24 protein-coding genes are annotated in these 24,366 nt (G+C 67.6%); 14 read left to right on the forward strand and 10 right to left on the reverse strand.

From position 1 onward, the window contains the following. The first annotated feature begins 159 nt into the window (after window positions 1-159). The 4 genes from HMPREF3114_RS19185 to HMPREF3114_RS19200 all read left to right on the forward strand — a co-directional run bounded on the left by HMPREF3114_RS19185 (window position 160) and on the right by HMPREF3114_RS19200 (window position 4,492). Window positions 160-1,809, forward strand: coding sequence for a M28 family metallopeptidase (locus tag HMPREF3114_RS19185; RefSeq protein ID WP_070490458.1), 1,650 nt, complete (start codon window positions 160-162; stop codon window positions 1,807-1,809). A gap of 285 nt (window positions 1,810-2,094) precedes the next feature. Beyond that, window positions 2,095-3,354 (forward strand): histidine kinase, encoded by a 1,260-nt coding sequence (locus HMPREF3114_RS19190; protein ID WP_053500753.1) that lies wholly within the window; start codon window positions 2,095-2,097, stop codon window positions 3,352-3,354. Then, window positions 3,344-4,114 (forward strand): LytR/AlgR family response regulator transcription factor, encoded by a 771-nt coding sequence (locus tag HMPREF3114_RS19195; protein WP_005415102.1) that lies wholly within the window; start codon window positions 3,344-3,346, stop codon window positions 4,112-4,114. The genes HMPREF3114_RS19190 and HMPREF3114_RS19195 overlap by 11 nt, the downstream gene beginning before the upstream one ends. A 33-nt stretch (window positions 4,115-4,147) precedes the next feature. Continuing rightward, window positions 4,148-4,492 (forward strand): hypothetical protein, encoded by a 345-nt coding sequence (locus HMPREF3114_RS19200; protein ID WP_070490460.1) that lies wholly within the window; start codon window positions 4,148-4,150, stop codon window positions 4,490-4,492. Window positions 4,493-4,531: 39 nt separating this feature from the next. On the opposite strand, the gene HMPREF3114_RS19205 is transcribed toward HMPREF3114_RS19200, so the two are convergent. After that, entirely contained in the window at window positions 4,532-5,146 is a 615-nt protein-coding gene (locus HMPREF3114_RS19205) for a hypothetical protein (RefSeq protein ID WP_049411437.1), read from the reverse strand. Between the two features lie 309 nt (window positions 5,147-5,455). Here HMPREF3114_RS19205 and HMPREF3114_RS19210 point away from each other — a divergent pair, with 309 nt between their 5' ends. Then, on the forward strand, window positions 5,456-6,385 hold the full coding sequence (locus HMPREF3114_RS19210) for an oxygenase MpaB family protein (RefSeq protein WP_053498082.1): 930 nt from the start codon (window positions 5,456-5,458) through the stop codon (window positions 6,383-6,385). Between the two features lie 150 nt (window positions 6,386-6,535). On the opposite strand, the gene HMPREF3114_RS19215 is transcribed toward HMPREF3114_RS19210, so the two are convergent. Continuing rightward, window positions 6,536-8,647, reverse strand: a complete 2,112-nt coding sequence (locus HMPREF3114_RS19215; RefSeq protein WP_070490462.1) for a M13 family metallopeptidase — start codon at window positions 8,645-8,647, stop codon at window positions 6,536-6,538. 177 nt (window positions 8,648-8,824) lie between these two features. Between HMPREF3114_RS19215 and HMPREF3114_RS19220 the strand changes: the two genes are divergently transcribed. After that, entirely contained in the window at window positions 8,825-11,887 is a 3,063-nt protein-coding gene (locus HMPREF3114_RS19220) for a bifunctional diguanylate cyclase/phosphodiesterase (protein WP_053498078.1), read from the forward strand. 95 nt (window positions 11,888-11,982) lie between these two features. Here the strand turns inward: HMPREF3114_RS19220 and HMPREF3114_RS19225 are convergent, their stop codons facing one another. Continuing rightward, window positions 11,983-12,864, reverse strand: a complete 882-nt coding sequence (locus HMPREF3114_RS19225; RefSeq protein ID WP_053498076.1) for a LysR family transcriptional regulator — start codon at window positions 12,862-12,864, stop codon at window positions 11,983-11,985. 66 nt (window positions 12,865-12,930) lie between these two features. Here HMPREF3114_RS19225 and HMPREF3114_RS19230 point away from each other — a divergent pair, with 66 nt between their 5' ends. From HMPREF3114_RS19230 to HMPREF3114_RS19240, 3 genes are all read left to right on the forward strand, one after another. Further along, a complete protein-coding gene (locus HMPREF3114_RS19230) occupies window positions 12,931-13,371 on the forward strand; it encodes a DoxX family protein (protein WP_080375072.1) in 441 nt (146 codons plus the stop codon). A 31-nt stretch (window positions 13,372-13,402) separates the two neighbouring features. After that, complete coding sequence (locus HMPREF3114_RS19235) at window positions 13,403-14,191, forward strand: dioxygenase family protein (protein WP_053498072.1); 789 nt, start codon at window positions 13,403-13,405, stop codon at window positions 14,189-14,191. Between the two features lie 117 nt (window positions 14,192-14,308). Beyond that, window positions 14,309-15,958, forward strand: coding sequence for a Na+/H+ antiporter (locus HMPREF3114_RS19240; protein WP_005415111.1), 1,650 nt, complete (start codon window positions 14,309-14,311; stop codon window positions 15,956-15,958). 97 nt (window positions 15,959-16,055) lie between these two features. Here the strand turns inward: HMPREF3114_RS19240 and HMPREF3114_RS19245 are convergent, their stop codons facing one another. Continuing rightward, window positions 16,056-16,304: a DUF3297 family protein gene (locus tag HMPREF3114_RS19245; protein WP_005415112.1), complete on the reverse strand. Its 249-nt coding sequence runs from the start codon at window positions 16,302-16,304 to the stop codon at window positions 16,056-16,058. A 90-nt stretch (window positions 16,305-16,394) separates the two neighbouring features. Between HMPREF3114_RS19245 and HMPREF3114_RS19250 the strand changes: the two genes are divergently transcribed. Beyond that, window positions 16,395-16,937: a DUF6630 family protein gene (locus HMPREF3114_RS19250; protein WP_053498070.1), complete on the forward strand. Its 543-nt coding sequence runs from the start codon at window positions 16,395-16,397 to the stop codon at window positions 16,935-16,937. Between the two features lie 107 nt (window positions 16,938-17,044). On the opposite strand, the gene HMPREF3114_RS19255 is transcribed toward HMPREF3114_RS19250, so the two are convergent. The 5 genes from HMPREF3114_RS19255 to msrB all read right to left on the reverse strand — a co-directional run bounded on the left by HMPREF3114_RS19255 (window position 17,045) and on the right by msrB (window position 20,282). Beyond that, a complete protein-coding gene (locus HMPREF3114_RS19255; RefSeq protein WP_005415114.1) occupies window positions 17,045-17,320 on the reverse strand; it encodes a DUF4031 domain-containing protein in 276 nt (91 codons plus the stop codon). 13 nt (window positions 17,321-17,333) lie between these two features. Then, a complete protein-coding gene (locus HMPREF3114_RS19260) occupies window positions 17,334-17,828 on the reverse strand; it encodes a hypothetical protein (protein WP_005415115.1) in 495 nt (164 codons plus the stop codon). A 98-nt stretch (window positions 17,829-17,926) separates the two neighbouring features. After that, window positions 17,927-18,865 carry a flagellar motor protein MotB gene (gene motB, locus HMPREF3114_RS19265; RefSeq protein WP_053498068.1) on the reverse strand — a complete coding sequence of 313 codons (939 nt, stop codon included), beginning with the start codon at window positions 18,863-18,865 and terminating at the stop codon, window positions 17,927-17,929. A gap of 3 nt (window positions 18,866-18,868) precedes the next feature. Next, a complete protein-coding gene (motA, locus tag HMPREF3114_RS19270; RefSeq protein WP_005407915.1) occupies window positions 18,869-19,723 on the reverse strand; it encodes a flagellar motor stator protein MotA in 855 nt (284 codons plus the stop codon). Window positions 19,724-19,814: 91 nt separating this feature from the next. After that, complete coding sequence (gene msrB / locus HMPREF3114_RS19275) at window positions 19,815-20,282, reverse strand: peptide-methionine (R)-S-oxide reductase MsrB (protein ID WP_005415117.1); 468 nt, start codon at window positions 20,280-20,282, stop codon at window positions 19,815-19,817. 140 nt (window positions 20,283-20,422) lie between these two features. Here msrB and HMPREF3114_RS19280 point away from each other — a divergent pair, with 140 nt between their 5' ends. Beyond that, window positions 20,423-20,794 carry a hypothetical protein gene (locus HMPREF3114_RS19280; RefSeq protein WP_053498066.1) on the forward strand — a complete coding sequence of 124 codons (372 nt, stop codon included), beginning with the start codon at window positions 20,423-20,425 and terminating at the stop codon, window positions 20,792-20,794. Between the two features lie 143 nt (window positions 20,795-20,937). Beyond that, the gene (locus HMPREF3114_RS19285; protein WP_053498064.1) at window positions 20,938-21,117 is read left to right on the forward strand and encodes a hypothetical protein; all 180 of its coding nucleotides are present in this window, start codon (window positions 20,938-20,940) and stop codon (window positions 21,115-21,117) included. Window positions 21,118-21,227: 110 nt separating this feature from the next. Here HMPREF3114_RS19285 and HMPREF3114_RS19290 read toward each other — a convergent pair whose 3' ends face one another. Continuing rightward, window positions 21,228-21,707, reverse strand: coding sequence for a winged helix-turn-helix transcriptional regulator (locus tag HMPREF3114_RS19290; RefSeq protein ID WP_005407919.1), 480 nt, complete (start codon window positions 21,705-21,707; stop codon window positions 21,228-21,230). Window positions 21,708-21,856: 149 nt separating this feature from the next. On the opposite strand from HMPREF3114_RS19290, the gene HMPREF3114_RS19295 reads away from it, so the two are divergent. Next, window positions 21,857-23,161: a D-amino acid dehydrogenase gene (locus HMPREF3114_RS19295; RefSeq protein WP_053498062.1), complete on the forward strand. Its 1,305-nt coding sequence runs from the start codon at window positions 21,857-21,859 to the stop codon at window positions 23,159-23,161. Next, the gene (gene alr, locus HMPREF3114_RS19300; RefSeq protein WP_053498060.1) at window positions 23,140-24,207 is read left to right on the forward strand and encodes an alanine racemase; all 1,068 of its coding nucleotides are present in this window, start codon (window positions 23,140-23,142) and stop codon (window positions 24,205-24,207) included. The genes HMPREF3114_RS19295 and alr overlap by 22 nt, the downstream gene beginning before the upstream one ends. Window positions 24,208-24,366 lie beyond the last annotated feature (159 nt).

Raw genomic sequence — 24,366 nt, forward strand, 5'->3', positions numbered from 1 at the left:
GTCCCCCGCAACCGGACCCACCCCGCCATCCCACCGAATGCCTGCTTCTGCTGTTGCTGTTGCTCCAGCTGTTGCTGCTGCCCTGGCTTCGGCGGGTGCAGGGCGCAGCCCTGCCGAATCCCATTACACTCCAGAAGGATTTCCCTGCTGGAGAGAGCAATGAAACGAGTGGTATTGGGCGTGCTGGCCCTGTCGGTGTCGAGCGCACTGATGGCGGCCACCCCGAAATTCGATGGCGCGCGGATCTCCGCCGACGTCAAGGAACTGGCCTCCGACGCCTACGAAGGCCGCTCGCCGGCCACCGCCGGCGAAGAGAAGACCATCGCCTACCTCAGCAAGCAGTTTGCCGACGCCGGTCTGCAGCCGGGCGGCGACCTCAAGGACGGCAAGCGCCTTTGGACCCAGGCCGTGCCGTTGCGCAAGGGCGACATCGTCGGCACACCGCAGCTGGCGCTGCACCAGGGCGGCAAGACCGTTGCGCTGGAGCAGGGCAAGCAGATTGCCGTGCGCGCCGCCATGAACGGCGCCAGCAACGTCGACATCAGCAAGGCCCCGCTGGTGTTCCTCGGCTATGGCGTGAAAGCGCCGGAGCGCAACTGGGACGACTTCAAGGGCGTGGACCTGAAGGGCAAGATTGCCGTCGTACTGATCAACGATCCGGACTTCGAAACCGGCCAAGGTGATTTCGACGGCAAGGGCATGACCTATTACGGCCGTTGGACCTACAAGTACGAGGAAGGCGCGCGCCAGGGTGCACTGGGCGTGCTGATCGTGCACGAGACCGCACCGGCCTCCTATGGCTGGGCCACCGTGGCAGGTTCCAACACCAACACCATGTTCGACGTGGTGCGCGACAACCCGGCCGAAAGCCACCCGCTGCTGGAAGGCTGGATCCAGCGCGACCTGGCCGTGGAGCTGTTCCGCTCCGCCGGGCAGGACTTCGAGGCGCTGAAGAAAAAGGCGCAGCAGCGCGACTTCACCCCGGTGCCGCTGACCGGCGCCAGCCTGGACGCGAAGTACGCGGTGAAGACCGAAGTGATCACCTCGCACAACGTGGCCGCACGCCTGGAAGGCAGCCGCCATCCGGATGAGACGATCATCTACAGCGCGCACTGGGACCACATTGGCGTGGGCGAGCCGGACGCGCGTGGCGACCGCATCTTCAACGGTGCGCTGGACAACGCCAGCGGTACCGCCTCGCTGATCGAGCTGGCCCGTGGCTTCGCCAAGGAAGAGCGCCCGCAGCGCTCGCTGCTGTTCCTGGCGGTCACCGCCGAGGAAAAGGGCCTGCTGGGTTCGGAGTACTACGCCACCCATCCGCTGTACCCGCTGGAAAAGACCGTGGCGGTGATCAACATGGACGGCATGGCGCCGTTCGGTCCGTCGCGTGATTTCGGCATCTACGGTGCCGCGCGTTTCGAGCTGCTGGACCAGCTGAAGGACGTGGCCAAGGGCTGGGACATCCGCTACACGCCGGACCCGAAGCCGGAAGCGGGACTGTTCTTCCGCTCCGACCACTTCCCGTTCGCCAAGCGTGGCGTGCCGGCGCTGTCCTGGTCGGCCGGCCAGGACTGGGTGGACGGTGGCGTCGCCGCAGGCAAGAAGGCCTCCGAGGACTACACCGCCAAGCGTTACCACCAGCAGGGCGACGAATGGCAGCCGGACTGGGTGTTCGCCGGTGCCGCCCGCGACCTGGAAGTGCTGTACACGCTGGGCAACCAGCTGGCCAACGCGCGCAGCTGGCCGAACTGGAGCAAGGACGAGTCGTTCCGCGCCGTGCGTGACGCCAGCGCCGACCAGCGCAAGTAAGGGCGTTCGGTAGTGCCGGCCGCGGGCCGGCAACCGCACTCGGTCCGGGCAACCGTCCCCTGAGTCAGGGGGCGGCGCCATAGGCGCGGGGGTGTGGGTGCTGGTGAGATGGGGCCCACGGCTTGCGCAGGCGAGCCGTGGGAGCGCCAGCGCGAATGCGCAGGCGCGTTCCCGGCATTTCCATAGCGGCTTCCATCCGCACTTTCCGGCCCTTCGTCGCAGGCCGCTTGCTTGCCCGGCCGGCCGCCCTATGCTCGGCTCACCCCCTTCCTCCAAGGCGCCGCCGTGTTCGCCAGCCTTTCACTCCTGTTCCGTCACCTGCTGGCCTGGGCTGCGGCGCTGTTCGTCGCTGGCATGGTCTGGAGCGGCATCTTCAGCGGCATGAACGATGGCCCGGGCTGGGTGTTCGGCCTGCTGGCGATGTTCCTGATGATCTCCGCACTGGGCAGCGCGATCACGCACATACGCCGGGTCTGGCTGGTCGCCGGCCGGCTGGATTCGACCACGCTGTCCGGGCGCCAGCGCCGCCAGGTGGAACTGCCGATGGATGCCGGCCAGGCTTACGCCGTGGTGGAAGCGGCCATCGCCGAGCTGCCGCGTGTCGAGGATGTGGAAAGCTCGGCCGGCAGCCTGCAGGTGCGCGCCTATGTGCGCCGGGTCGACCTCTGGAATGGCCGCCAGCCGTCGCGCTGGAACCTGCCGGCGCGGCTGGCGATCAAGCGCAACAGCGTGCTGGCAACGGTCACGCCGGGGCAGGGCACCAGCACCGTTACCCTGCTGTTCGAACCCGATGCCGGCTGGTGGGCCGACCTGCTGGCGCTGGACGAGGGCAGCAACTTCGAGAACGCCGAAGCAGTCACCCGCGCGATCAGTCGCCGCGTCGCCGACCAGCGCCGCGACGAACAGGCTGCGGCCGAACAGACCCAAGTGGAAAAGGAACTGTCGGTGGCGCGCTTGAACCTGTTGCATGCGCAGGTGGAACCGCACTTCCTCTACAACACGCTGGCCAATGCGCAGGTGCTGACCCGCACCGACCCGGCACGGGCCGAGCAGATGCTCGGCCACCTGATCCAGTACCTGCGCAGCTCGTTGCCACAGGTGGACGAATCGGTGTCCACGCTGGGCGTGGAGCTGGAACGCACCCGCGCCTACCTGGAGATCCTGCGCATCCGCATGGGCGCACGGCTGGCGGTGGAAGTGCAGGTGCCCAACGAACTGCATGGCGTGCACCTGCCGGCGATGGCGCTGCAGACGCTGGTGGAAAACGCGATCAAGCATGGCCTTGAACCCAAGCCCGGCGGAGGCACGATCTGGATCCTGGCGCGCGGCTTCGATGACCATGTGACGGTGACCGTGGCCGACGACGGGCTCGGCTTCGGCCAGGGCACCAGTGGTACCGGCATCGGCCTGAAGAACCTGCGCGAGCGCCTGCGCCTGACCTGCGGTGAGCAGGCCGGCGTGGCGATCGTCGCCAACTTCCCCAGCGGCGTGGCAGCGACCATGACCCTGCCGCAGTCGCACAAGGAGCGCAGCCATGCCGCTTGAAGCCCTGATCGCCGAAGACGAGGATCTGCTGCGGCAGTCACTGGTGGAGCAGCTGGGCCGGCTGTGGCCGGACCTTGCGCTGGTGGCCGAGTGCGAGGATGGTGCCAGCGCGCTGGAGCAGCTGGCCGAGAAGCAGCCGGACATCGCCTTTCTCGATATCCGCATGCCTGGCATCAGCGGCATCGAGGTGGCACGCTCGCTGTCCGAGCTGAGCCCGCGCACCCAGGTAGTGTTCGTCACCGCCTACGACCAGTACGCCATCGATGCGTTCGAGCAGGGCGCGATGGATTACCTGTTGAAGCCGGTCAGCGACGAGCGCCTGCTGGCCACCCGCGAGCGCATCCTGTCGCGGCTGCCATCGACGCGCCAGGACGATGCTGTGCTGGAGCGCCTGCTGCAGCGGCTGGGCCCATCGCAGGGCGCTGCCGAGCGCCCGCCACTGGCCTGGATCACCGCCAGCAACGGGCGCGAGACGCAGCTGATCATGCTGGAAGACGTGGCCTACTTCCGCGCGGACAACAAGTACACCACCGTGGTCACCGCCACCGGCGAAAGCCTGCTGCGCACACCATTGCGCGAGCTGCTGGAAGTGCTCGATGCGCAGCACTTCCGCCAGATCCATCGTTCGACCATCGTCAACATGAAGGCGGTGGCGGCGGTCAGCCGCGACGATACCGGGCGCGGCGTGCTGCGCCTGCGCGGGCGCACGGAGACGCTGGTGGTCAGCCAGCCGTTCATGAGCCTGTTCCGCGGCATGTAGCCGCAGCAGCATCCCCTTCACCGAGGAACGAACATGCCCCGACTGTTGATTGCGTGCATTGTCGTGCTGGCGTTGGCCGGCTGCGAAAGGTCCCGCAACCCCTCGATCACGCGCACCCACGCCAACGGCGTGGACACGCTGTACAGCAAGGCTACCGTCGTCGATGGCGAGGCTCGTTTCCAGTGCATTGCCAGCAGCAGTGGTGCCTGCCACTACCTGGTGCTCGATCCGGGCTGCAGCCCCGATGCGGCGTGTACCACACCGCCGCTGCGCCGGTTCGCAGTTGCAGCAGGCAAGACCGAGGCCATGCGTGGCCTGCCCGACGGCTTCCGCCAGTGCGTCAGCCAAGACCCGATAGAACACTGCCACCGTGAGTGATCACGGTGGCAGTGTGGGTCCCCCCGCTTCCCTGAAGGCTCAGTAGGCAGGTTGCAGTGTCAGGTCGTGATGGTGCTCGGTCTCGCCCACATGGTTGAGGCGGCCGACCAGTTCGGAGTGCTGCTTCATCCGGCCGATCTCGGTCATGATGCGGATGTCCTCGTGGCGCAGTTCGCGCCTGGCGGTGACCGCCTGCTTGTAGTCCAGCACTTCCGGGTAGTGCTCGGCCAGGTCCAGCGCCTCGGCCACGTGTTCGACGCTGTCGGCCTTGGAACTGATGCGGGCGCGGCTGTTGAACGCCTTCATCCAGCGCTCGAAGCCGGCCTGCTGATCGAACATGTTGGCCATGAACCAGATCACGAACAGGATCGAGACCCACGAGCCGAACACGATCACCACGCGGGTGAAGGTGATATGGAAGTCATCGCGCCACAGGTAATTGGCGATCAGGCCCAGGATCAGCAGCGAGGCCGCCTGCCAGCCGACGATCGAGGCGATCAGCCACTGGCACTTGGCCTGGGCCAGCACCGCCACTTCATCGCGGATCTGCTGCTCGCTGAGGTTGCGCCAGTGCGCCACCTGTTTGTCGAACGGGCTGCTGTAGAGCTCGTTGTCGCGAAGCAGAATTCCCAAACCCTTGAACAAGGCAATCATGGCTGGCTCCTTGTGGAACGTGCGTCGATCAGCATTGGACGGTGTGGCGGATCCAGTTCTAGCACTTCCAGCGAGCCGTGCAATGGGGGCAATGCCAAGCGGCGCAAGGCTTTGACCGGCGGGAGTGAAAATTGGTGCGATGCAGCATCGCAGTCGCGGCCTGCGACAGGATGTCGCAGGGTGAAACGTGCTGCGGCCGCACATGAAACCGTCGCTGAGCGGGGAGGCTCGCCGCAGGAGGCGTGATCGCCGAGAATCGGAGCCAACCGCGCAAGACGCGACTGTTCTTCCGCCTCTCCTGGACCTGTGATGCCGGCTTTGCTGCAGCGACTCTCCCGCCCCGTCACCGCGCCGATCCGACGCTGGGTACTGGACGCCTTCCCGCGCGGCCAGAGCGGCATCGATTACGACCATCCGCAGGGCGACCCGGGCTGGTTCGGCCCGGACAGCGTCACCTGGCGGCTGCACGCCGAATTCCCCTCGATGCTCGCCGGTGGCCTGTGCGCGCTGATGCTGCAGACACTGCACCCACGCGCGCTGGCCGGGGTCTATGACCACTCCAATTTCCGCCAGGACCTGGTGGGTCGGCTGCGCCGCACCACGGCCTTCGTTGCCGGCACCAGCTATGCGCCCAGCGGCGAGGTGGAGGCGCTGGTGGCCAAGGTGCGCCGCATCCATGCGCAGATCCGCGGGCAGACCGCGCAGGGCGAGCCCTACGCCGCCGACGATCCGCAACTGCTGACCTGGGTGCACGTGACCGAAGCCTTCGGTTTCCTGCAGGGTTTCCGACGCTACGGGCGCAAGGTGCCGGCGCACATCGCCGATCGCTATTACGACGAGTACCGTTGCGTGGCCGAGGCACTGGGCGCGGTGGACGTGCCGCGCAGCGAAGCGGAAGTGGCGGCGTACTTCTGTGCACGTCAGCCGGAGCTGCGTGTGGATGAGCGCTCGCGCGAGGTGCTGGAGGTGCTGTCCGGCGTGCGCCTGCCGGTACCGGTGCCGGGGCTGTCGCGCGAGGTGTTCCTCGGTGCGGGCGCGGCGCTGCTGCCGGACTGGGCCGAAGGCATGCTTGAACGCAGTGGCCGCCAGCGCGCGCAGGCGGCGGCGTCTGCGAAGCTGATGCAGGGCATGGCGCCGCTGTTCCGCCGCGCACTGCCCGATGGCCTGGCCAGTCGCGCCTGTGCACGCATGGGCGCTCCGGTGGAGATCCTGCGCGAGTGGCCCGCGGTTGCCTGGTAGGTGCCAAACTTGGTTGGCACGCCTTTCGCGATAGAGCTTCATCCACGCATGGCGTGGATCTACTGACACCATGGTTTTGGTGGGTGCCAACCAGGGTTGGCCGCTACCCGGAAATGAAACGGGCGCCTCGCGGCGCCCGTTCGGGTTACATCACCACACCTTGACCCGCTTGTCCGGGGCCAGGTACAGCTTCTGGCCTTCCTTCACCTCGAACGCCGGGTACCAGGCGTCGATGTTGCGCACGGTCAGTGCGCGGAACTGGCCCGGTGCATGCACATCGGTCAGCAGCGAGTTGCGCAGCGCCTGCTCGCGGCTCTTGCTGCGCCACGCCTGGGCGAAGCCGAGGAAGAAGCGCTGGTCCGGGGTGAAGCCCTCCAGGGTCTGGCCCGGCTTGCCCTGCAGCGACAGCTGGTAGGCATCGTAGGCGGTGCCCAGGCCGGCCACGTCGGCGATGTTCTCGCCCAGGGTCAGCTTGCCGTTCACATGCACGCCCGGGAACGGCTCGTAGCTGCTGAACTGCGCGGCCAGCGCATCACCGGCGGCGTTGAACTGCTTCAGGTCCTCGGCGGTCCACCAGTTGTGCAGCTTGCCGGTTTCATCGAACAGCGCACCGGCGTTGTCGAAGCCATGGCTGATCTCGTGGCCGATCACCGCGCCGATCGCACCGTAGTTCACCGCGTCGTCGGCGGCGCCGTCGAAGAACGGCGGCTGCAGGATCGCCGCCGGGAACACCAGGCGGTTTTCCAGCGGTACGTTCATCGCATTGATGGTCTGCGGCAGCATCGCCCACTCGCTGTGGTCGACCGGCTTGCCCAGCTTGGCGATGTTGCGCTGGTACTCGAACAGCTCGGCGCGCTGCGCGTTGCCCAGCGGGTCATCACGGCGGATCTCAAGGCCAGTGTAGTCGCGCCACTTTTCCGGATAGCCCATGCCCACGGTCAGGCCGGTAACCTTGGCCTTGGCATGCGCCTTGGTCTGCGGCGACATCCACGACAGCGCGTCGATGCGCTTGGCGAAGGCGGCAATGATGTTCTTTGCCATCTCGTCCGCGCGCTCCTTGGTCTTGGCGTCGAAGTGCTTCTCGACATAGCGCTTGCCGATGGCTTCGCCGACGGCATGGTTGGCATCATCCACGGCGCGCTTCCAGCGGTCGCTCTGCTGCGGCGTGCCGCTCAGCGCGGTGCCATGGAAGGCGAAGCGGGCATCGGCGAACTTCTTCGGCAGGTAAGCGGCGGCACGGTCCAGCGCGTGGAAGGCCAGGTAGTCCTTCCAGGCGTCCAGCGGCTCGGTGGCGACCAGCTTGGACAGGCCGGCCACGGCCTTGGGCTGCCACACGATGAAGTCCTGCTGGTTGCCCAGCGCGGCCGCATCGAGGAACGCGCTCCAGTCCATGCCCGGCGCCTTGGCATTGAAGTCGGCCTGGGTCCAGGGGTTGGCGCCCTTGGTCACGTCGTTGGTTTCTTCCTGGGTGGCATGCGCCTGCGCGATCTTCGTTTCCAGCGCCAGGATGCGCTGCGCCTTGCCGGCCGGGTCGGCCACACCGGCCAGCTGCAGCATCTGCGCGATGTAGGCCTGGTACTGCTTGCGCAGCTCGGCCATGCGGCCATCGCCCAGGTAGAAGTCACGGTCGGGCATGCCCAGCCCGCCCTGCACCAGGTACGGCGCGGTGCGGTCCGGCTGCAGCATGTCCACCGAGACCCACAGGCCGAACAGGCGGTCGGTGTAGAAGTTGGTGGCGTTGAGCAGGTCGACGTCGGCGCGCAGGTCGCCGCCGAGGGCGCGGGCCAGCCCGGCCTTGTCGGCGATCGCATCGATGGCCTTCAGCTGCGGCTGCACCGGCGCCAGACCGCGCTGCTCGATGCCAGCCTCGTCCATGTAGGCGGCGTAGTAATCGCCGATCAGCTTGTCGTCACCGCTGGCCTTGGTGTTGCCGGCCGCCCCTTCAAGGATGGCGCGGGTATCGGCCAGGGTCTTCTCGGCAATGACGTTGAAGCTGCCGAAGCGCGAGCGGTCGGCCGGAATCTCGGTGTTCTTCACCCAGGTGCCATTGGCGAAGCCGAAGAAGTCGTCGCCGGCGGCGATGCTGCGGTCCATGCCGCTGGCATCGAAGCCGAAACTGCCCAGCATCGGCTTGGCCGCAGCGGGGGCGGCATCGGCCGGCGCGGTGGCACCGGCGGCCGGTTCGGCCCGGCGGTCACAGGCGGCCAGGGACAGGCTGGCAACGATGGCCAGCGCCAGGGTGGGACGGCGCAGCTTGGACATGGACTTCTCTTGCAGCGGAAAACCCCAAGTCTAATCCGCTCCGGCGCCACTGGCCGCGTCCTTGCGCCGCCCGTCCTGTGCAGGATCTGGCTGAACGCGCAGACGCGATCTTCACGCCGTCACCGGGGTGGTGCATGCTGGGCCCTGGAGCCCTGCGTGGACACGGGGGAGGTGGCCATGCAGGGTGGGGTCAGGCGTCAAGAATGGCGTTCGCCGGCCGTTGAGGTCGGGGACGTGGAGGATTCGTTCGCGCATGAAGCCAGCCGACTGCACAAGGAAGAACAACCGATGCCCGCGCTGAAACGGGCGTTGGCACGGCCGCTGCGCGCCATCACCTGGGGCGGTGTGCTGCTGGGCGTTCTGCTGGTGACCGGCCTGACCCTCATGCTGGTCAATGACTACCACCGCCGCCTGGAAGCGGCGCAGCGGCAGAGCCGCGCGCTGGCGGTGGGCAGCGAGCGCCTGCTGGCGCTGGAGCTGCGCAACCTGGAACGCGCCCTGTCCGGCATCGCCGCCGACGCCGCCGAGGTGTTCCGCAGTGTGCCGGTACAGGCGCCGGCCTTGATGGATGCCTCCATCGGCGGCGTGCTGCGCCGGCATGCCGAGCTGCACAGCATCGTCGTGCTCGACAGCCATGGCCGACCGCTGACGGCCGGCACGGGCGACCTGCAGCTGCCGCTGTGGACCGATCCGCAGCGCCGTGGCCTGGGCAGCGCGCTGTACATCGGCCCGCCGCAGCGGGCCAGCGATGGCGGCTGGGTGGTGCCGCTGGCGCTGGCGATGGCCGACGGGCGCTGGCTGCTGGCACGGCTGCGCTGTGGCGAACTGCAACGCATCGTCGGCGGCCTCGATGTCGGCCCCAACGGACTGGTCTCGATCAGCGATGCCGAGGGTTACATGCTGGCCCGCGTGCCTGATCCGCACGGCACGGTGGGCCGCCGCTACGACCTGCCGCGCCGTGACCTGCTCGGCACGCAGGCGGTGGTCGAGCTGGGAAGCGTGCCGGGTGTGGTCGACGGCGTACCGCGCATCATCACCATCAGCACGCTGGAACACAGCCCGCTGGCGGTGCAGGTCGGCCTGGCCGACGAAGACGTACTGGCGCCGTGGTGGCCGTACCTGCAGGCGTCGGTGGCGATCGTACTGGCTTACATCGCGGTGTTGCTGGTGCTGCTGTACGCCGTGCGGCGCAGCACCCGCAGCCAGCAGGCCATGGCCGAGGAGCTGAAAACAGGCCACGCCGAGCTGCGTCTTGCGCACCAGGTCGGTCGTGTCTGTACCTGGTACGTGGATGAGGACGCCGCACTGCTGCGCTGGTCGCCGCTGGCGCGCGAGATCTTTGGCGTGCAGACCGATGCGCTGCCGGTTGCCGATTTCTTCGCACGCGTGCACCGCGACGATGCCGCGCGCCTGCAGCATGCCTTTGACCAGGCATTCGCCGGCAGCGCCGTGCTCGACCAGGTGTTCCGCCTGGTACTGCCCGGGGGCGAGGTGCGCTGGGTGGGCGCACGTGGGCAGCGGGTGGAAGTGGCCGACAGCGAGCGGCGCATGATCGGCGCGCTGACCGACCTGAGCGAGCGTTACCAGGCGCGCGAGCAGGTGAGCGAGGTCGAACGCCGCTTCCGGCTGCTGTTCGACCGCAATCCTGCACCGTTCTGGGTGTTCGACCCGGATACGCTGCGCTTCATCGAGGTCAACGACGCTGCGGTGCGCCAGTACGGCTACAGCCGCGACGAGTTTCTGTCGATGAGCATCCTCGACATCCGCCCGCGCGAAGGCTGGGACGAAGTGCGTGGTGCCATCCAGCGCGCACAGGTGGGCGATCCACCGGACGCGACCGTACGCTTGCACCGGCGCAAGGACGGTAGTGTGTTCGAGGTGCGCGCACACCTGTCCAGGCTCGATTTCGACGGACAACCCGCGTGCCTCGTGCTGGCCGAGGATGTCAGCGAACGGCTGGCCTACGAGCGCGACCTGGCCTATCGGGCACGGCACAACCCGGCCACTGGCCTGCTCAACGTGCGCGCCCTGACCGAACAGCTGGACGAGCAGCAGCAGGGCTACACCATCGCCTTCGTGCAGTTGCGTGGCCTGCAGCTTGTGGCCGATACGCTGGGCCGTGAGATCGGCGATGCGGTGCTGCAGTCGATGGCGACCCGGCTCGGTGGACTGGGGGCGCGTTGCGGCACGCTGGCATTCCAGCCGGCGGAAGACTTCGTGTTCGCGATCGGGGCCGAGCACGATACCCAGCGCGTGCTGGATGACCTGCTGCAGATCGTGTCAGCGCCGATGCGTGGCAAGGATTCACTGCACCAGTTCGAACCGCGCATCGGTGTGGCCGTGCACACTGCCGGTGACGGCCACAGCGCCGAGCAGGTGATCGGCATGGCCGCGCAGGCCGCGCACGCGGCGCGTGCCGAGGGCAACGTGGTGGTCTGGTTCGATGCGGCAGTGACCACGCGGCTGGCCGACCGCCTGCGCCTGGCGGGGCGCATCCACGCCGCCATCGACAACGAGTTCCAGCTGTACTTCCAGCCGATCCGGCACGCCAGCGATGGCAGCCCGGCCGCGCTGGAGGCCCTGCTGCGCTGGCCGCAGGCCGATGGCAGCTTCATCCCGCCCAACGAGTTCATCCAGCTGTGCGAGGACACCGGGTTGATCCTGGCACTGGGCCGCTGGGTGATCCGCGCCGCGGCGAAGGCACAGCGGCGGCTGGTCGAGGCCGGTTGGGGCGAGCTGCCGATTGCAGTCAACGTGTCGGCAGTGCAGTTCTTCAACAGCGACCTGGTGGCCGAGTTCACCCGCGTCCAGCAGGAGTTCGGACTGGCCCGCGGCGCACTGCACGTGGAGCTGACCGAGAGCAGCCTGATGCGCAAGCCGGCGCAGGCGATGCAGACCATGCAGCGCCTGCACGAGCAGGGCATCAGCGTGTCGCTGGACGATTTCGGCACCGGCTATTCCAGCATGTCCTACCTGCAGCACCTGCCGCTGGACATCCTGAAAATCGATCGCAGTTTCGTCGCGGACGTGGAAACCAATCCGCGCAACGCTTCGATCTGCCGCGCATTGCTGTCGCTCGGCCACAGCATGGGCCTGACCATCATCGCCGAGGGCGTTGAAACGCCGGGGCAGCTGGACTGGTTGGCTGCGCATGGCTGCGACCAGGTGCAGGGCTACCTGCTGGGGCGGCCGGCGCCGCTGGAGCGGATCATCGACGCGCTGGATGAGGTGGCCGCCTAAGTGGTAGTGCCGGCCGCTGGCCGGCATTCGCCCAGGACCGGGACGTGCCTGATTGCCGGCCAGCGGCCGGCACTACCGGCAAACGCCAGACTCGGCTACACCCCAGCCTCCACCAGGTGGTCGATGAAGCTGCGTACCTTCGGCGCCAGGTGGCTGCGGCTGGCATAGACCGCGAAAATGCCGATCGGCGAGGCTTCCCATTCCGGTAGCACGCGCACCAGGCGGCCATCAGCCAGCGCGTCTTCCAGCAGGAAGTCGGGTTGCAGGATCACACCCATGCCGGCGATCGCCGCTTCGCGCAGCACGTCGCCGTTGTTGGCGTGCAGCAGGCTGTTCACCGCCACCTTCACTTCACCGCCGGGTCCCTGCAGCGGCCAGTGGTCGCCAGCGGCCCAGTAGCTGTAGCTCAGGCATGCGTGATCCTGCAGGTCCTGCGGCGTCTGTGGTGTACCGCGTGCAGCCAGGTAGGCCGGCGCCGCGCACAGGCTCACCCGCGATTCGCCCAGCCGGCGCGCGATCAGCGCCGGGCTCGGCTCGCGGGTGATGCGGATGGCCACGTCGTAGCCTTCCTCGACCATGTCCACCAGGCGGTCGGACAGGGCCAGGTCCAGTTCCACCTGCGGGAAGCGCTCGCGGTAGCTGGCCAGCAACGGGCCAAGGCGGGCGATGCCCCAGCTGACCGGTGCGTTGATGCGCAGCGTGCCCGAGGGTTCCAGCGCCTGCGCGCCGATGCTGGCCTCCAGCGCGTCGAACTCGGCCAGCAGGCGCACGCACTGGGCGTAATAGGCGGCGCCGGCGCTGGTGGGGCTGACCCGCCGCGTGGTGCGGTGGAGCAGGCGGGTGGACAGGCGCTTTTCCAGTGCCGCGACCTGGCGGGTGACGCCGGCGGTCGACATGTCCAGGGCCTGTGCCGCGGCACTGAAGCCGTTGCGCTCGACCACCGCTACGAACACACGCATCGCCTCGAGGGTGTCCATTGTTGCGCCTTATGAAATAAATACCGTCAGACGATCGTATTTATCGGCTCGTGAAGTAGCAATAACCTGTATCCACTCCCTTCAAGGTGCTTCCCATGCACACCGCCCCCCCCTCCCGTTTCGCCGCTGGCCCCGTACGGTGCCACCCTGCTGCGCCTGGCCCTGGGCGTGCTGTTCCTGGTCCATGCGCTGATCAAGCTGCTGGTGTTCACCCCGGCTGGCACGGCGGCATTCTTCGAATCGCTGGGCCTGCCCGGCGCGCTGGGTTACCTCACCATCGGCGCCGAGCTGGTGATCACCACTGCGCTGCTGCTGGGCATCTACGCGCGCTGGGTCGGCCTGGCCGGCGTGCCGCTGCTGCTGGGCACCATCGTCACCGTGCACGGCGCCAACGGCTTCGGTTTCGCCAATGCCGGCGGCGGCTGGGAATACCCGGCGTTCTGGGCACTGGCGCTGGTGGTGCTGTTCCTGGTCGGCGACGGCAAGTGGACCCTGCGTTCGCGCTGATCGCCGCCTGATCCTGCAACTGGAGCATTCCATGTCCCGCCTGCCTTCGTTGTACATCTCCCACGGCTCGCCGATGACCGCCCTGCATCCGGGCCAGGTCGGCGTGCGCCTGGCCGAGCTGGCGCGCGACCTGCCGACGCCGCGCGCCATCGTGATGGCCTCGGCGCACTGGCTGGGTCGGCAGCCGCTGGTCGGCGCGCATCCGCAGCCGCCGACGATCCATGACTTCGGCGGCTTCCCGCGCGCGCTGTTCGAACTGCAGTACCCGGCGCCCGGCGATCCGGCGCTGGCCGAAGAAGTGGCCCGCCGCATCGCCGCTGCCGGCCTGCCGGTGGCGCTCGACCCTCAGCGTGGCCTCGACCATGGCGCGTGGGTGCCGCTGCGGCTGCTGCGCCCGCAAGCCGACATCCCGGTGGTGCCGCTGTCGATCCAGCCGCTGCTCGGCCCCGGGCACCAGTTCGCGCTGGGCCGCGCGCTGGCGCCACTGCGTGAGCAGGGCGTGCTGCTGGTCGGCTCGGGCAGCATCACCCACAACCTGCACGACTGGGGCGACTACCAGGACGGCAAGGAAGCGCCGTACGTGCGGCCCTTCATCGAGTGGGTCGAGCAGCGCCTGGCCGCCGATGATCGCCAGGCCCTGTTCGACTACCGCCGGCAGGCACCGTTCGCCGAACGCGCGCACCCGACCGACGAGCACCTGCTGCCGCTGTTCTTCGCGATGGGCGCAGCCGGCGAGGACCACTTCGGTGCACGCCGCATCGATGCCGGCATCGATGCCGGCTTCCTCGCCATGGACCTGTACCGCTTCGACGGGGCATGAGCCGGGGCTGACGCGCGACCGCCCCGGCCGTCGCGCTCATGGCCGCATGTGGTAGTTTTTTCCGGGTTTCCGGCGCTGGCCTTCGAGCCTCCCCGCGCGCCGCTTCCTGGAAGAAGCATGCATACCATTGAAGTCGTCCTGGCGATGCTGGTGGCCGTTGTCGCCAGCGGCTACCTGGTTCGCGTCCTCCCGTTCTCGTTGCCGCTGCCGCTGGTGCAGATCGGCCTGGGCGCGGTCATCGCCGGGGTGTTCAACCGCGGCCACGCGCTGGAGCCGGAAGTGTTCTTCCTGCTGTTCCTGCCGCCGCTGCTGTTCCTTGATGGCTGGCGCATCCCCAAGCAGGGCCTGTTCCGCGACAAGGGCGCGATCCTCGAACTGGCGTTCGGCCTGGTGGTGTTCACCGTCATCGGTGCCGGCCTGCTGATCCACTGGATGATTCCGGTGATGCCGCTGGCGGTGTGCTTTGCGCTGGCGGCCATCGTCTCGCCGACCGACCCGGTGGCGGTCGGCGCGATCGCCTCCAAGGCACCGATTCCCAAGCGACTGATGCACATCCTGGAAGGCGAGTCGCTGCTCAACGATGCGTCCGGCCTGGTCTGCTTCCGTTTCGCGGTGGCGGCGGTGATGACCGGCTCCTTCTCGCTGGCCACGGCCTCGCTGACCTTCCTGTGGGTGGCGGTGGCCGGCCTTGCGGTGGGCGTGGCGGTCACCCTCGGTGTCTCCACCTTCCAGCGCTGGTTGTGGCGCCGCTTCGGCGAGGAACCGGGTGCGGCGATGCTGGTCAACCTGCTGATTCCGTTCGCGGCCTACCTGCTGGCCGAAGAAATCCATGCCTCGGGTATCCTCGCTGCCGTAGCGGCCGGTATCGCGATGAGCTACGTCGAGCTCACCGGCCGTGTCTCCGGCAGCATGCGCGTACAGCGTGCGGGCGTCTGGAACATGCTGCAGTTCAGCTTCAACGGCATCATGTTCGTGCTGCTGGGCGAGCAGCTGCCCGGCATCGTCGAGCGTGCCACCACCACCATGAACGAGTCCGGCCACCAGAGTGCATGGTGGCTGCTGGTGTACGTGGTGGTGATCAACCTGGCGCTGATCCTGTTGCGCCTGCTGTGGGTATGGTTGTCGCTGCGCTGGAACCTGCTGCGTGCACGCCGCCGAGGCCTGGAACGCGGCGAGGCACCGAACTGGCGCATCGTGGTGGCAACCTCGGTGGCCGGCGTGCGCGGCGCGATCACCCTGGCCGGCGTGCTGACCCTGCCGTTGTTCCTGCCTGATGGCAGCGCGTTCCCGGCGCGCGACCTGGTGATCTTCCTGGCCGCGGCGGTGATCCTGTTCTCACTGGTCGGCGCCAGCGTGGCGCTGCCGCAGCTGCTGAAGGGCCTGCAGCTGCCGGCCGATTCGGGCGAGCGCAAGGAAGAGGACCTGGCACGCCGGCTGTCGTCCAAGGCTGCGCTGGCCGGGGTCGAGCGCATGCGCCAGCAGCTGGTGATGAACCAGAACACCGAGAACGTGCAGCTGTACAACGACGCTGCCTCGCGGGTGAGCCTGCTGTATCAGCGGCACCTGGAGAAGGACAACGACGGGCCCGACGTGGACCCGGAGAAAGTGCGGCGCATGGAGCTGGGTTACCGCCAGCTGCGCAGCGCCGGTCTCAATGCCGAGCGTGAGGAGCTGTTCCGGTTGACCCGGCGCGGGGTGATCTCCGATGAGATCTCGCGGCGCCTGATCCGCAACCTGGACCTGCTGGAATCGCGCAAGCGCGAATGACCGTGTACCCCGGGTGGGTGCGGACCTTGGTCCGCGTTGATCGGCGTCAGATCCCTTTCCGCAGGAAAGGGATCTGACCCCAGGTCGGAACAGCCGGTTATTCCGGCTTCTGGTCCAGGAAATACACCTCGACCTTGCCCTTGACCTTGATCGTCATCGGGTTGCCGCGGCGGTCGCGGGCCTTGCCGGCCTGCACGCGGATCCAGCCTTCGCTGACCGAGTATTCCTCGACGTTGTCGCGCTCGACGTCGTTGAAACGCACGCCGACGCCGCGCTCCAGCGCCTGCGCATCATGGAAGGGGCTGGCCGGGTTGATCGCCAGGTGGTCGGGAGGGGTATCGCTCATCGCTTCATTCACAGTGACGGCCACCAAGGCCGGCTTCAGCGGCACAGGATAAACCGTAGAATGCCGGCCTGCCCCAGAGGACGTTCCGCCATGCCCGACAACAGCGACTATTTCGACTTCGAGGAAGACATCCACGACTTCGACGAGGATGGATTCGAGGCGCGGGTCTGGAACCTGCTGGTGCTGATCAACCCGGGCGACGAAGAGTTGGCCCTGCAGCAGTTCAACCGCTGGCGCGAGCACCTGTCCGAGGACGGGCAGCCGCTGGAAGCGGACAGCGACTGGTTGCCGGCGCTGTTCACCGCCATCGCCTGGCAGTCCGGTTTCGAGGTGGAGCGCGACGACCTGGAATCGCTGCAGTCGGCGGTCAACGAGCTGTCGGCGCGCTTCAACCTGCAGCTGGACTGGGGCGGCGACCTGGATGACGAGGACTTCGCCGAGGACCTGGACGGTGTGCAGCTGATGTCCACCGCCTTCGACCGCCTGCGCGAGCACAACTACACGCTGTGGAGCGTGGATACCGGCAGCGACGGCTTCACCGGCGTGATGGCGCTGACCCGTGACGACGACGCGATGCTGGCGCTGTGCTCGCTGCTGAACGTGGAGATCCGACTGGGCAGCGACCCGTTCTGAACGGGCCGGCAGCGCTGCGCATGTAGAGCCGAGCCCGCGCTCGGCTGCAGTCCGCGTAGAGCAGCCGAGCATGGGCTCGGCTCTACAGGAGGCAAACGGCAGCGCGCCTACGGCCGGTACTGCGCCCTGGCGTTGGCAATCACCGCTTTGACCAGGTCACGATCGGTGTGCCGGGAAATCGCTCGCGCGCCAAGCGCGATCGCCTGCGTACGCAGCTCGGCCGTGACATCGTAGTGGGCACCGCTGGCCTTGTTCTGGAAGGCCCGCGGTGGGATGCCGAGCTGCGCCGCCATCGCGTGCAGCTCGGCCAGGGTGTCGGCCATCAGGTGCGCCCAGCGCTGTCCGCGCCAGGGATGCACCGCGTCATCGACGTAGACCGTCACCGCCGCGGCCGGTTCAGGCCTGCGGCTTGCTGTCGCTGTCAGCGGCCGGGCTGGCCTCGGCGTCGGCAGCAGCTTCAACCACATCGCCTTCGGCGGCCTCAGTGGCTTCTTCGCCTTCTTCGGCTTCCACGGTCTCGAACTCGGACACCAGCTTGTCCAGGTACTCGTCAGCGGTCTGGCCGGATTCGGCGGCCAGGGTGTCCAGCAGCTTCTGCAGCAGCTCGGAATACTCCAGGTTGACCTTGCGGCCTTCCTTTTCCTGCACGTTGGACAGGTGCTTGAGCATGGCCAGCATCGGCACCGGGTTCTCGGCGTTGCCCATGGTCTGACCACCGATGGCCAGCAGCCATTCGCGGCCCTGCAGGCCGATGGCGGCGACCACCTGGCCGTCTTCGTTGGTCAGCACGGCATGGTTCTGCACCTGCTGCTGGGCGTTCAGGCGCAGGAACGGGCGCTTGGCCTGCTGCTTCTTGCGCTTGTCGCGCTTGGCCTTGGAGTTCTGGGACATGGGGGTGGGGTCACCTGGAAACGGAAAGACCGCCATTGTAGCGGCCGCACGCAGGTGGGGTCAGATCCCTTTCCAGGGGAAAGGGATCTGACCCCGGTTCAGTGCGCCTCACCCTGCGCGGCCTGCACGTCGGGGTCAGCGGCAGGTGCCGACAGCCCGACCTGCGGGCCGGCGCCAGCCAGAGCGGCCGCTTCGGCGGCCTGGGTCATCACCACGATGCTGATGCGGCGGTTGATCGGGTTCTGCGGGTCGGCCTTGTCGAACAGCACCGATGAAGACAGGCCGACCACGCGGGTGATCTTGTTGTCCTCCAGGCCGCCGTCCACCAGCGCGCGGCGGGCGGCATTGGCACGATCAGCGCTCAGTTCCCAGTTACCGTAGCCACGTGCAGCCGAATAGGCGGTGATGTCGGTGTGGCCGGTCAGGCTGATCCGGTTCGGCACGTGGTTCAGGTAGTTGGCCAGCTCGTGCAGGATCTGCTGCGTGTACGGTTTCAGCGTGGCGCTGCCGAGGTCGAACATCGGCCGGTTCTGCTTGTCCACGATCTGGATGCGCAGGCCCTCCGGGGTCAGGTCCAGCAGCAGCTGGTCCTTGAACGGCTCCAGGGCCTGGCTCCTGCTGATCGCTTCCTGCAGCTCCTTCATCAGTGCTTCCAGCTGCTGCTTGTCGCGCTGCTGCTGGTCCACCGGCTGCGGTACCGCTTCCTTCTGGTTCTGGAAGGGGTCGTTGCTGTTGCCACGCGAAATGTCGGTGGCACCGCCCAGCTTGATCATCGAGGTGCTGGCGCCGCCCGGGCCGGCCATGCCGGGCGCCGGCGTGGCGCTCTGACCGCTCAACGGGCTGGGGTTGCGGAAGTACTCGGAAATGGCCGCACGGTCGTTCTTGTTGGTGGTGGCCATCAGCCACAGCACCAGGAAGAACGCCATCATCGCGGTCACGAAGTCGGCATAGGCCACCTTCCACGAACCACCATGATGGGCGGCGTGGCCGGCCTTCTTGACCCGGCGGACGATGACGGTGGGCTTGTTCTCGGCCATGGCTTACTTGACCGTCTTCAGGTGCTGCTCGAAATCGGAGAAGGCCGGGCGCACGTTCGACGGCAGGGTCTTGCGGGCGAACTCCAGCGCGATCTTCGGGTTGTAACCGCGCAGGCAGGCCAGCAGGGCGGTCTTGACCGATTCGTAGATGCGGCTGTCCTGCTCGGCGCGGGCCTCCATCGCGGCGGCCATCGGGCCGACGAAGCCGTAGCCCAGCAGGATGCCCAGGAACGTACCGACCAGCGCGCCGGCCACGTGGCCACCGACCTCGACGATGTCGCCACCGATCGAGCCCATGGTGATGACGATGCCCAGCACCGCGGCGACGATGCCGAAACCGGGCAGCCCGTCGGCGACCTTGGTCAGCACCTGTGAGGGTGCCATGGCCTCGGCGTGGTGCTTTTCCAGCTCCAGTTCCAGCAGCGGTTCCAGCTCATGCGGCTCGATGTTGCTGCCGATCATCAGGCGCAGGCAGTCGGTGATGAAATCGATCAGGTGGTGGTCGGCCTGCACCTTGGGGTAGTTGCCGAACAGCGCGCTTTCGGCCGGGCGCTCGACATGGTCTTCCAACGCCATGAAGCCTTCGCGGCGGGCCTTGTTGAGCAGTTCATAGAGCAGGCTGAGCACATCGATGTAGTCCTGCTGCTTGTAGCGCGGGCCCTTGAACACACCCACCATGGCCTGCAGGGTCTGCTTGACCGTCTTGGCCGGGGTACCGACCAGGAAGGCGCCGAGCGCGGCGCCGCCGATGATGACCAGCTCATAGGGTTGCCAGAGGGCACCCAGGCGGCCGTGGGCACCGAGGTAGCCCCCGATCACGCTGATGATGACGACCAGGAATCCAACGATGATGAGCATGGGGCGACGCAAGGAGAGGGGATATCTCCTTGTCGGCCCGTCGCCCGGTTTTCTGAAGAGGGAATTCTGTGAAATCGGTCAGCGGGGTGTTTCAGCCCGCCACGCCGCTTTCTGCGCCGCCACGCTGCAACGGATCGGGCCAGGGCTCGCCATTGCCGGTGAACGAAAGTGAGACGGAGTTCAGGCAGTGTCGCTCGTAGGTGGGCGGCGGACCATCCGGGAACACGTGGCCCAGGTGGCTGCCGCAGCGCGCGCAGGTGATCTCGGTGCGCACCATGCCGTGGCTGGTATCACGGATCTCGCGCACGTGCGCCGGGTCGAACGGGGCAAAGAAGCTGGGCCAGCCGGTGCCGGAATCGAACTTGGTGCTGGAGCGGAACAGTGGCAGCGCGCACAGCCTGCAGCAGTAGACCCCCTCGCGCTTGTTGTCGAGGAACACGCCGCAGAACGGCGCCTCGGTGCCGTGCTGCAGCAGCACGCGGCGCTCCTCGCTGCTGAGGCCAGCGATCAGCGCCTCGGTCTGGGTGGCAGTGGGGGGCGTCAGGTCGAAGGCGGTCATGGCGGCGCTCCGTGGGGTCGATGGCCTGGGGATGGCGGAAAACGTGGGGGTGAAGACGCGACCTTGCAAGTGTGATGGCCGTTCATGGGCGGCACACAGGGGCGGGCGCAAGGTGAACGCGATCCACGCCGGAGCGCGCCATGAAACCAATCCTTCCCCTGCTGCTGGCCCTGTTGCCCATCGTGGCGCTGGCGCAGGTGCCGACCGCCGACCCGACTGCGACCCGCAGCGCGACCACCGTGGCGCCGCAGCCCGTGGCGCCACCGCCACAGGCCGCTCGCCCGCAACCGCAGGTGCTGCCGTCGCCGCAGCCGGCGCAGCCGATCAGATCCACCGGTCCGGCCCGGGTCGCGCCGACGCCGGTGCCGAAGCCGGCCGACAAGGTCTATGACCGCAATGGCCGCATCGTTCCGGGCGTGCGCCCGGCCGGCCCGAACCGCGTGTTCGATTCGCGCACCGGCCGCTATTACGACAGCGTGCCGGCCGGCGATGGGCAGCAGATCAAGCGCTGAGTCCTGGTGCCACCAAGGTTGGCCGCTACCTGGCGCTGAGCGGGCTGAACGCACGAAAACAACATCCAGCCGATCACTGCTTTTTCGCCTGCGATTAACCGTTCCGGGACCACCGTGGCCCTGCGCCGGCATCCCGCCGCCGCATGTCCTTCGTCCACTGGATCGCGACCATGAAAAACCAGCAGAACCGTCATCCCGGCAAGGAACCGCAGAGCCGCAACCCGCAACAGCAACAGCAACAGCAGCAGATGGAGCCGCAGCCGCCGCACAAGGGCGGCAAGCAGCAGGAACAGCGCACGCAGAAGCATCCGCAGCAGCGCTGACTGTCGCCATGACCGGGGTCAGAGCCCGCTGCGCGGGATCCGACCCCTTGCCAGATGCCGACCGGGGTCGGATCCCGCACAGCGGGCTCTGACCCCATCCTGCAACCGCCTCAATCCGGAATCGGCAGGCTCAGCGTCTCCTTCACCTCTTCCATCACGATGTAGCTCTTCGACTCACGTACATGCGGCAGTGTAAGCAACGTGCTGCCGAGCAGCTTGCGGTAGGAAGCCATTTCACTGATCCGTGCTTTCAGCAGGTAATCGAAGTCGCCCGACACCAGGTGGCACTCCAGCACGTTGGGCAGCTTCAGCGCGGCGCGCCGGAATTCCTCGAAGATGTCGCCGGACTTGTAGGCCAGGCTGATCTCTACGAACACCAGCAGGCTGGCCTTCACCGCGGCCGGGTCGAGGTGGGCGTGATAGCCGGTGATTACCCCTTCGCGTTCCAGGCGGCGCACCCGCTCGGTGCACGGGGTGGTCGACAGGCCGACCCGCTCGCCCAGCTCGGTGAAGGAGATGCGGCCTTCGGCCTGCAGGATGCGCAGGATCTTGCGGTCGATCTTGTCCAGTTCGCGGGTACGGGTGGCCATGGCCGTCAACCTTGGGGAATGAATTGCAGGAGAACATCCTGCCGGTTGATTTCAAATCAGGCAAATCAACTGGTATTGGCTGTCTATACTTCCCCAATTATGGTCCCGGCACGCTCCAGTGCAGGGAATGATCGGGTTGGAGAAGTCCCATGCGAGTCCTAGTTCTCGGCAGCGGCGTGATCGGCACTACCAGTGCCTGGTACCTGCGACAGGCCGGGTTTGAAGTCACGGTCATCGACCGCCAGCCCGGCCCGGCGCTGGAGACCAGCTTCGCCAATGCCGGCCAGCTGTCATTCGGCTACACCTCGCCGTGGGCGGCGCCGGGCGTGCCGAAGAAGGCGATCGGCTGGCTGTTCGAGAAGCACGCGCCGCTGGCGATCAAGCCGGGCATGGACCTGGCCCAGTACCGCTGGCTGTGGCAGATGCTGCGCAACTGTACCCACGAGCGTTATGCGATCAACAAGGCGCGCATGGTGCGCATGTCCGAGTACAGCCGCGACTGCCTGAACGAGCTGCGCGCGCAGATCGGCATCGAATTCGAAGGCCGCGACCTGGGCACCACCCAGTTGTTCCGCACCCAGCAGCAGCTGGATGCCTCGGCGCAGGACATCGAGATCCTGGCCCAGTACGGCGTGCCGTACGAGGTGCTGGACCGGGCCGGCATCATCCAGGCCGAACCGGCCCTGGCCCACGTCGATGGCCTGGTCGGCGCGCTGCGCCTGCCGCGTGACCAGACCGGCGACTGCCAACTGTTCACCCGCCGCCTGGCGCAGATGTGCGTGGATGCCGGCGTTGAATTCCGCTTCGACCAGGACATCACCGGGCTGGAGTTCGATGGCGACCGCATCACCGGCGTGCGCATCGACGGCAAGCTGGAAACCGCCGACCGCTTCGTGGTTGCGCTCGGCAGCTACTCACCGGCGCTGGTCGCACCGCTGGGCATGCGCCTGCCGGTGTACCCGCTGAAGGGTTACTCGCTGACCCTGCCGATCACCGACCGGGCGATGGCGCCGACCTCGACCATCCTCGATGAGAGCTACAAGGTTGCGGTGACCCGCTTCGACGACCGCATCCGTGTCGGCGGCATGGCCGAGGTGGCCGGCTTCGACCTGTCGCTGTCGCAGCGCCGCCGCGAGACCCTGGAACTGGTGGTCCGTGACCTCTACCCGAAGGGCGGCGACCTGTCGCGCGCGCAGTTCTGGACCGGCCTGCGCCCGGCTACGCCGGACGGTACGCCGGTGATCGGCGCCACGCCGTTCCGCAACCTGTACCTCAACACCGGCCACGGCACGCTGGGCTGGACCATGGCCTGCGGTTCGGGCCGCTACCTGGCCGACCTGATGAGCGCGCGACAGCCGCAGATCAGCACCGAAGGCCTGGATATTTTCCGCTACGGCCAGTACGGTCACGCGCCGCAACACGAGAACCGCACATGCGTCCTGCCCGCGCGCTGATCGATCTGGGCGCCCTGCGCAGCAACTACCGGCTCGCGCGTGAACTGGGCGGTGGCAAGGCCCTTGCGATCATCAAGGCCGATGCCTATGGGCACGGCGCGGTGCGCTGTGCGCAGGCGCTGGAAGGCGAGGCCGATGGATTCGGCGTGGCCACCATCGAAGAGGCACTGGAGCTGCGCCAGGCCGGCATCCGTGCGCCGATCCTGCTGCTGGAAGGCATCTTCGAGCCCAGCGACATGGCGCTGGTGGCCGAGCATGACTTCTGGTTCGCCGTCGGTTCGCCGTGGCAAGTGGAGGCACTGGCGGCGTTCGACAGCCCGCGCCCGTTGACGGTGTGGCTGAAGCTGGACAGCGGCATGCACCGCCTCGGCCTGGACGTGGACAGCTTCCGCGCGGCGCATGCACGCCTGTCGGCGCTGCCGCAGGTCGAGCGCATCGTGCTGATGACCCACCTGGCACGTGCCGACGAACTGGACAGCGAGCGCACCCGCGAGCAGGCCGCGACCTTCGCGCGCGCCATCGACGGCCTGCACGGCGAGACCAGCGTGTGCAATTCGCCGGCGCTGCTGGGCTGGCCGGAGGTGCGCAGCGATTGGGTGCGGCCCGGCCTGATGCTGTACGGCGCCAACCCGCTGCCGGACAGCACCGCGCTGACCGCGCGCCTGCGCCCGGTGATGACGATGCAGTCCAAGGTGATCGCCGAGCGCTGGATCGAAGCCGGTGAACCGGTGGGATATGGCGCACGCTTCGTGGCCAAGGCACGCACCCGCGTAGGCGTGGTCGCGCTTGGCTATGCCGACGGTTACCCGCAGTTCGCCCCGAACGGCACCCCGGTGCTGATCGACGGGCAGCCCGGCGGCCTGATCGGGCGCGTGTCGATGGACATGTTGACGGTGGACCTGACCGCGCATCCGCAGGCCGGCATCGGCAGCGTGGTGGAGCTGTGGGGTTGCGCGCCGACGCTGTCGGAGCTGGCGCCGCGCTGTGGCGTGAGTGCCTACCAGCTGCCGTGCGCGGTCAAGCGCGTGGCTAAGGTGTACGTGTAGAGCCGAGCGCACGCTCGGCGCCTTGAATGCGTGTCGACCAAGGTCGACACCTGCCGATGGGCTTTACGCGTAGCGGTCGCCCGGTACGGGGCGCCGGGCGCGACTCTGGTAGCGGCCGACCTTGGTCGGCGCCTTGAATGCGTGTCGACCAAGGTCGAC

The organism is Stenotrophomonas sp. HMSC10F07, assembly GCF_001807895.1.
GTDB classification, from domain to species: Bacteria; Pseudomonadota; Gammaproteobacteria; order Xanthomonadales; family Xanthomonadaceae; genus Stenotrophomonas; species Stenotrophomonas sepilia.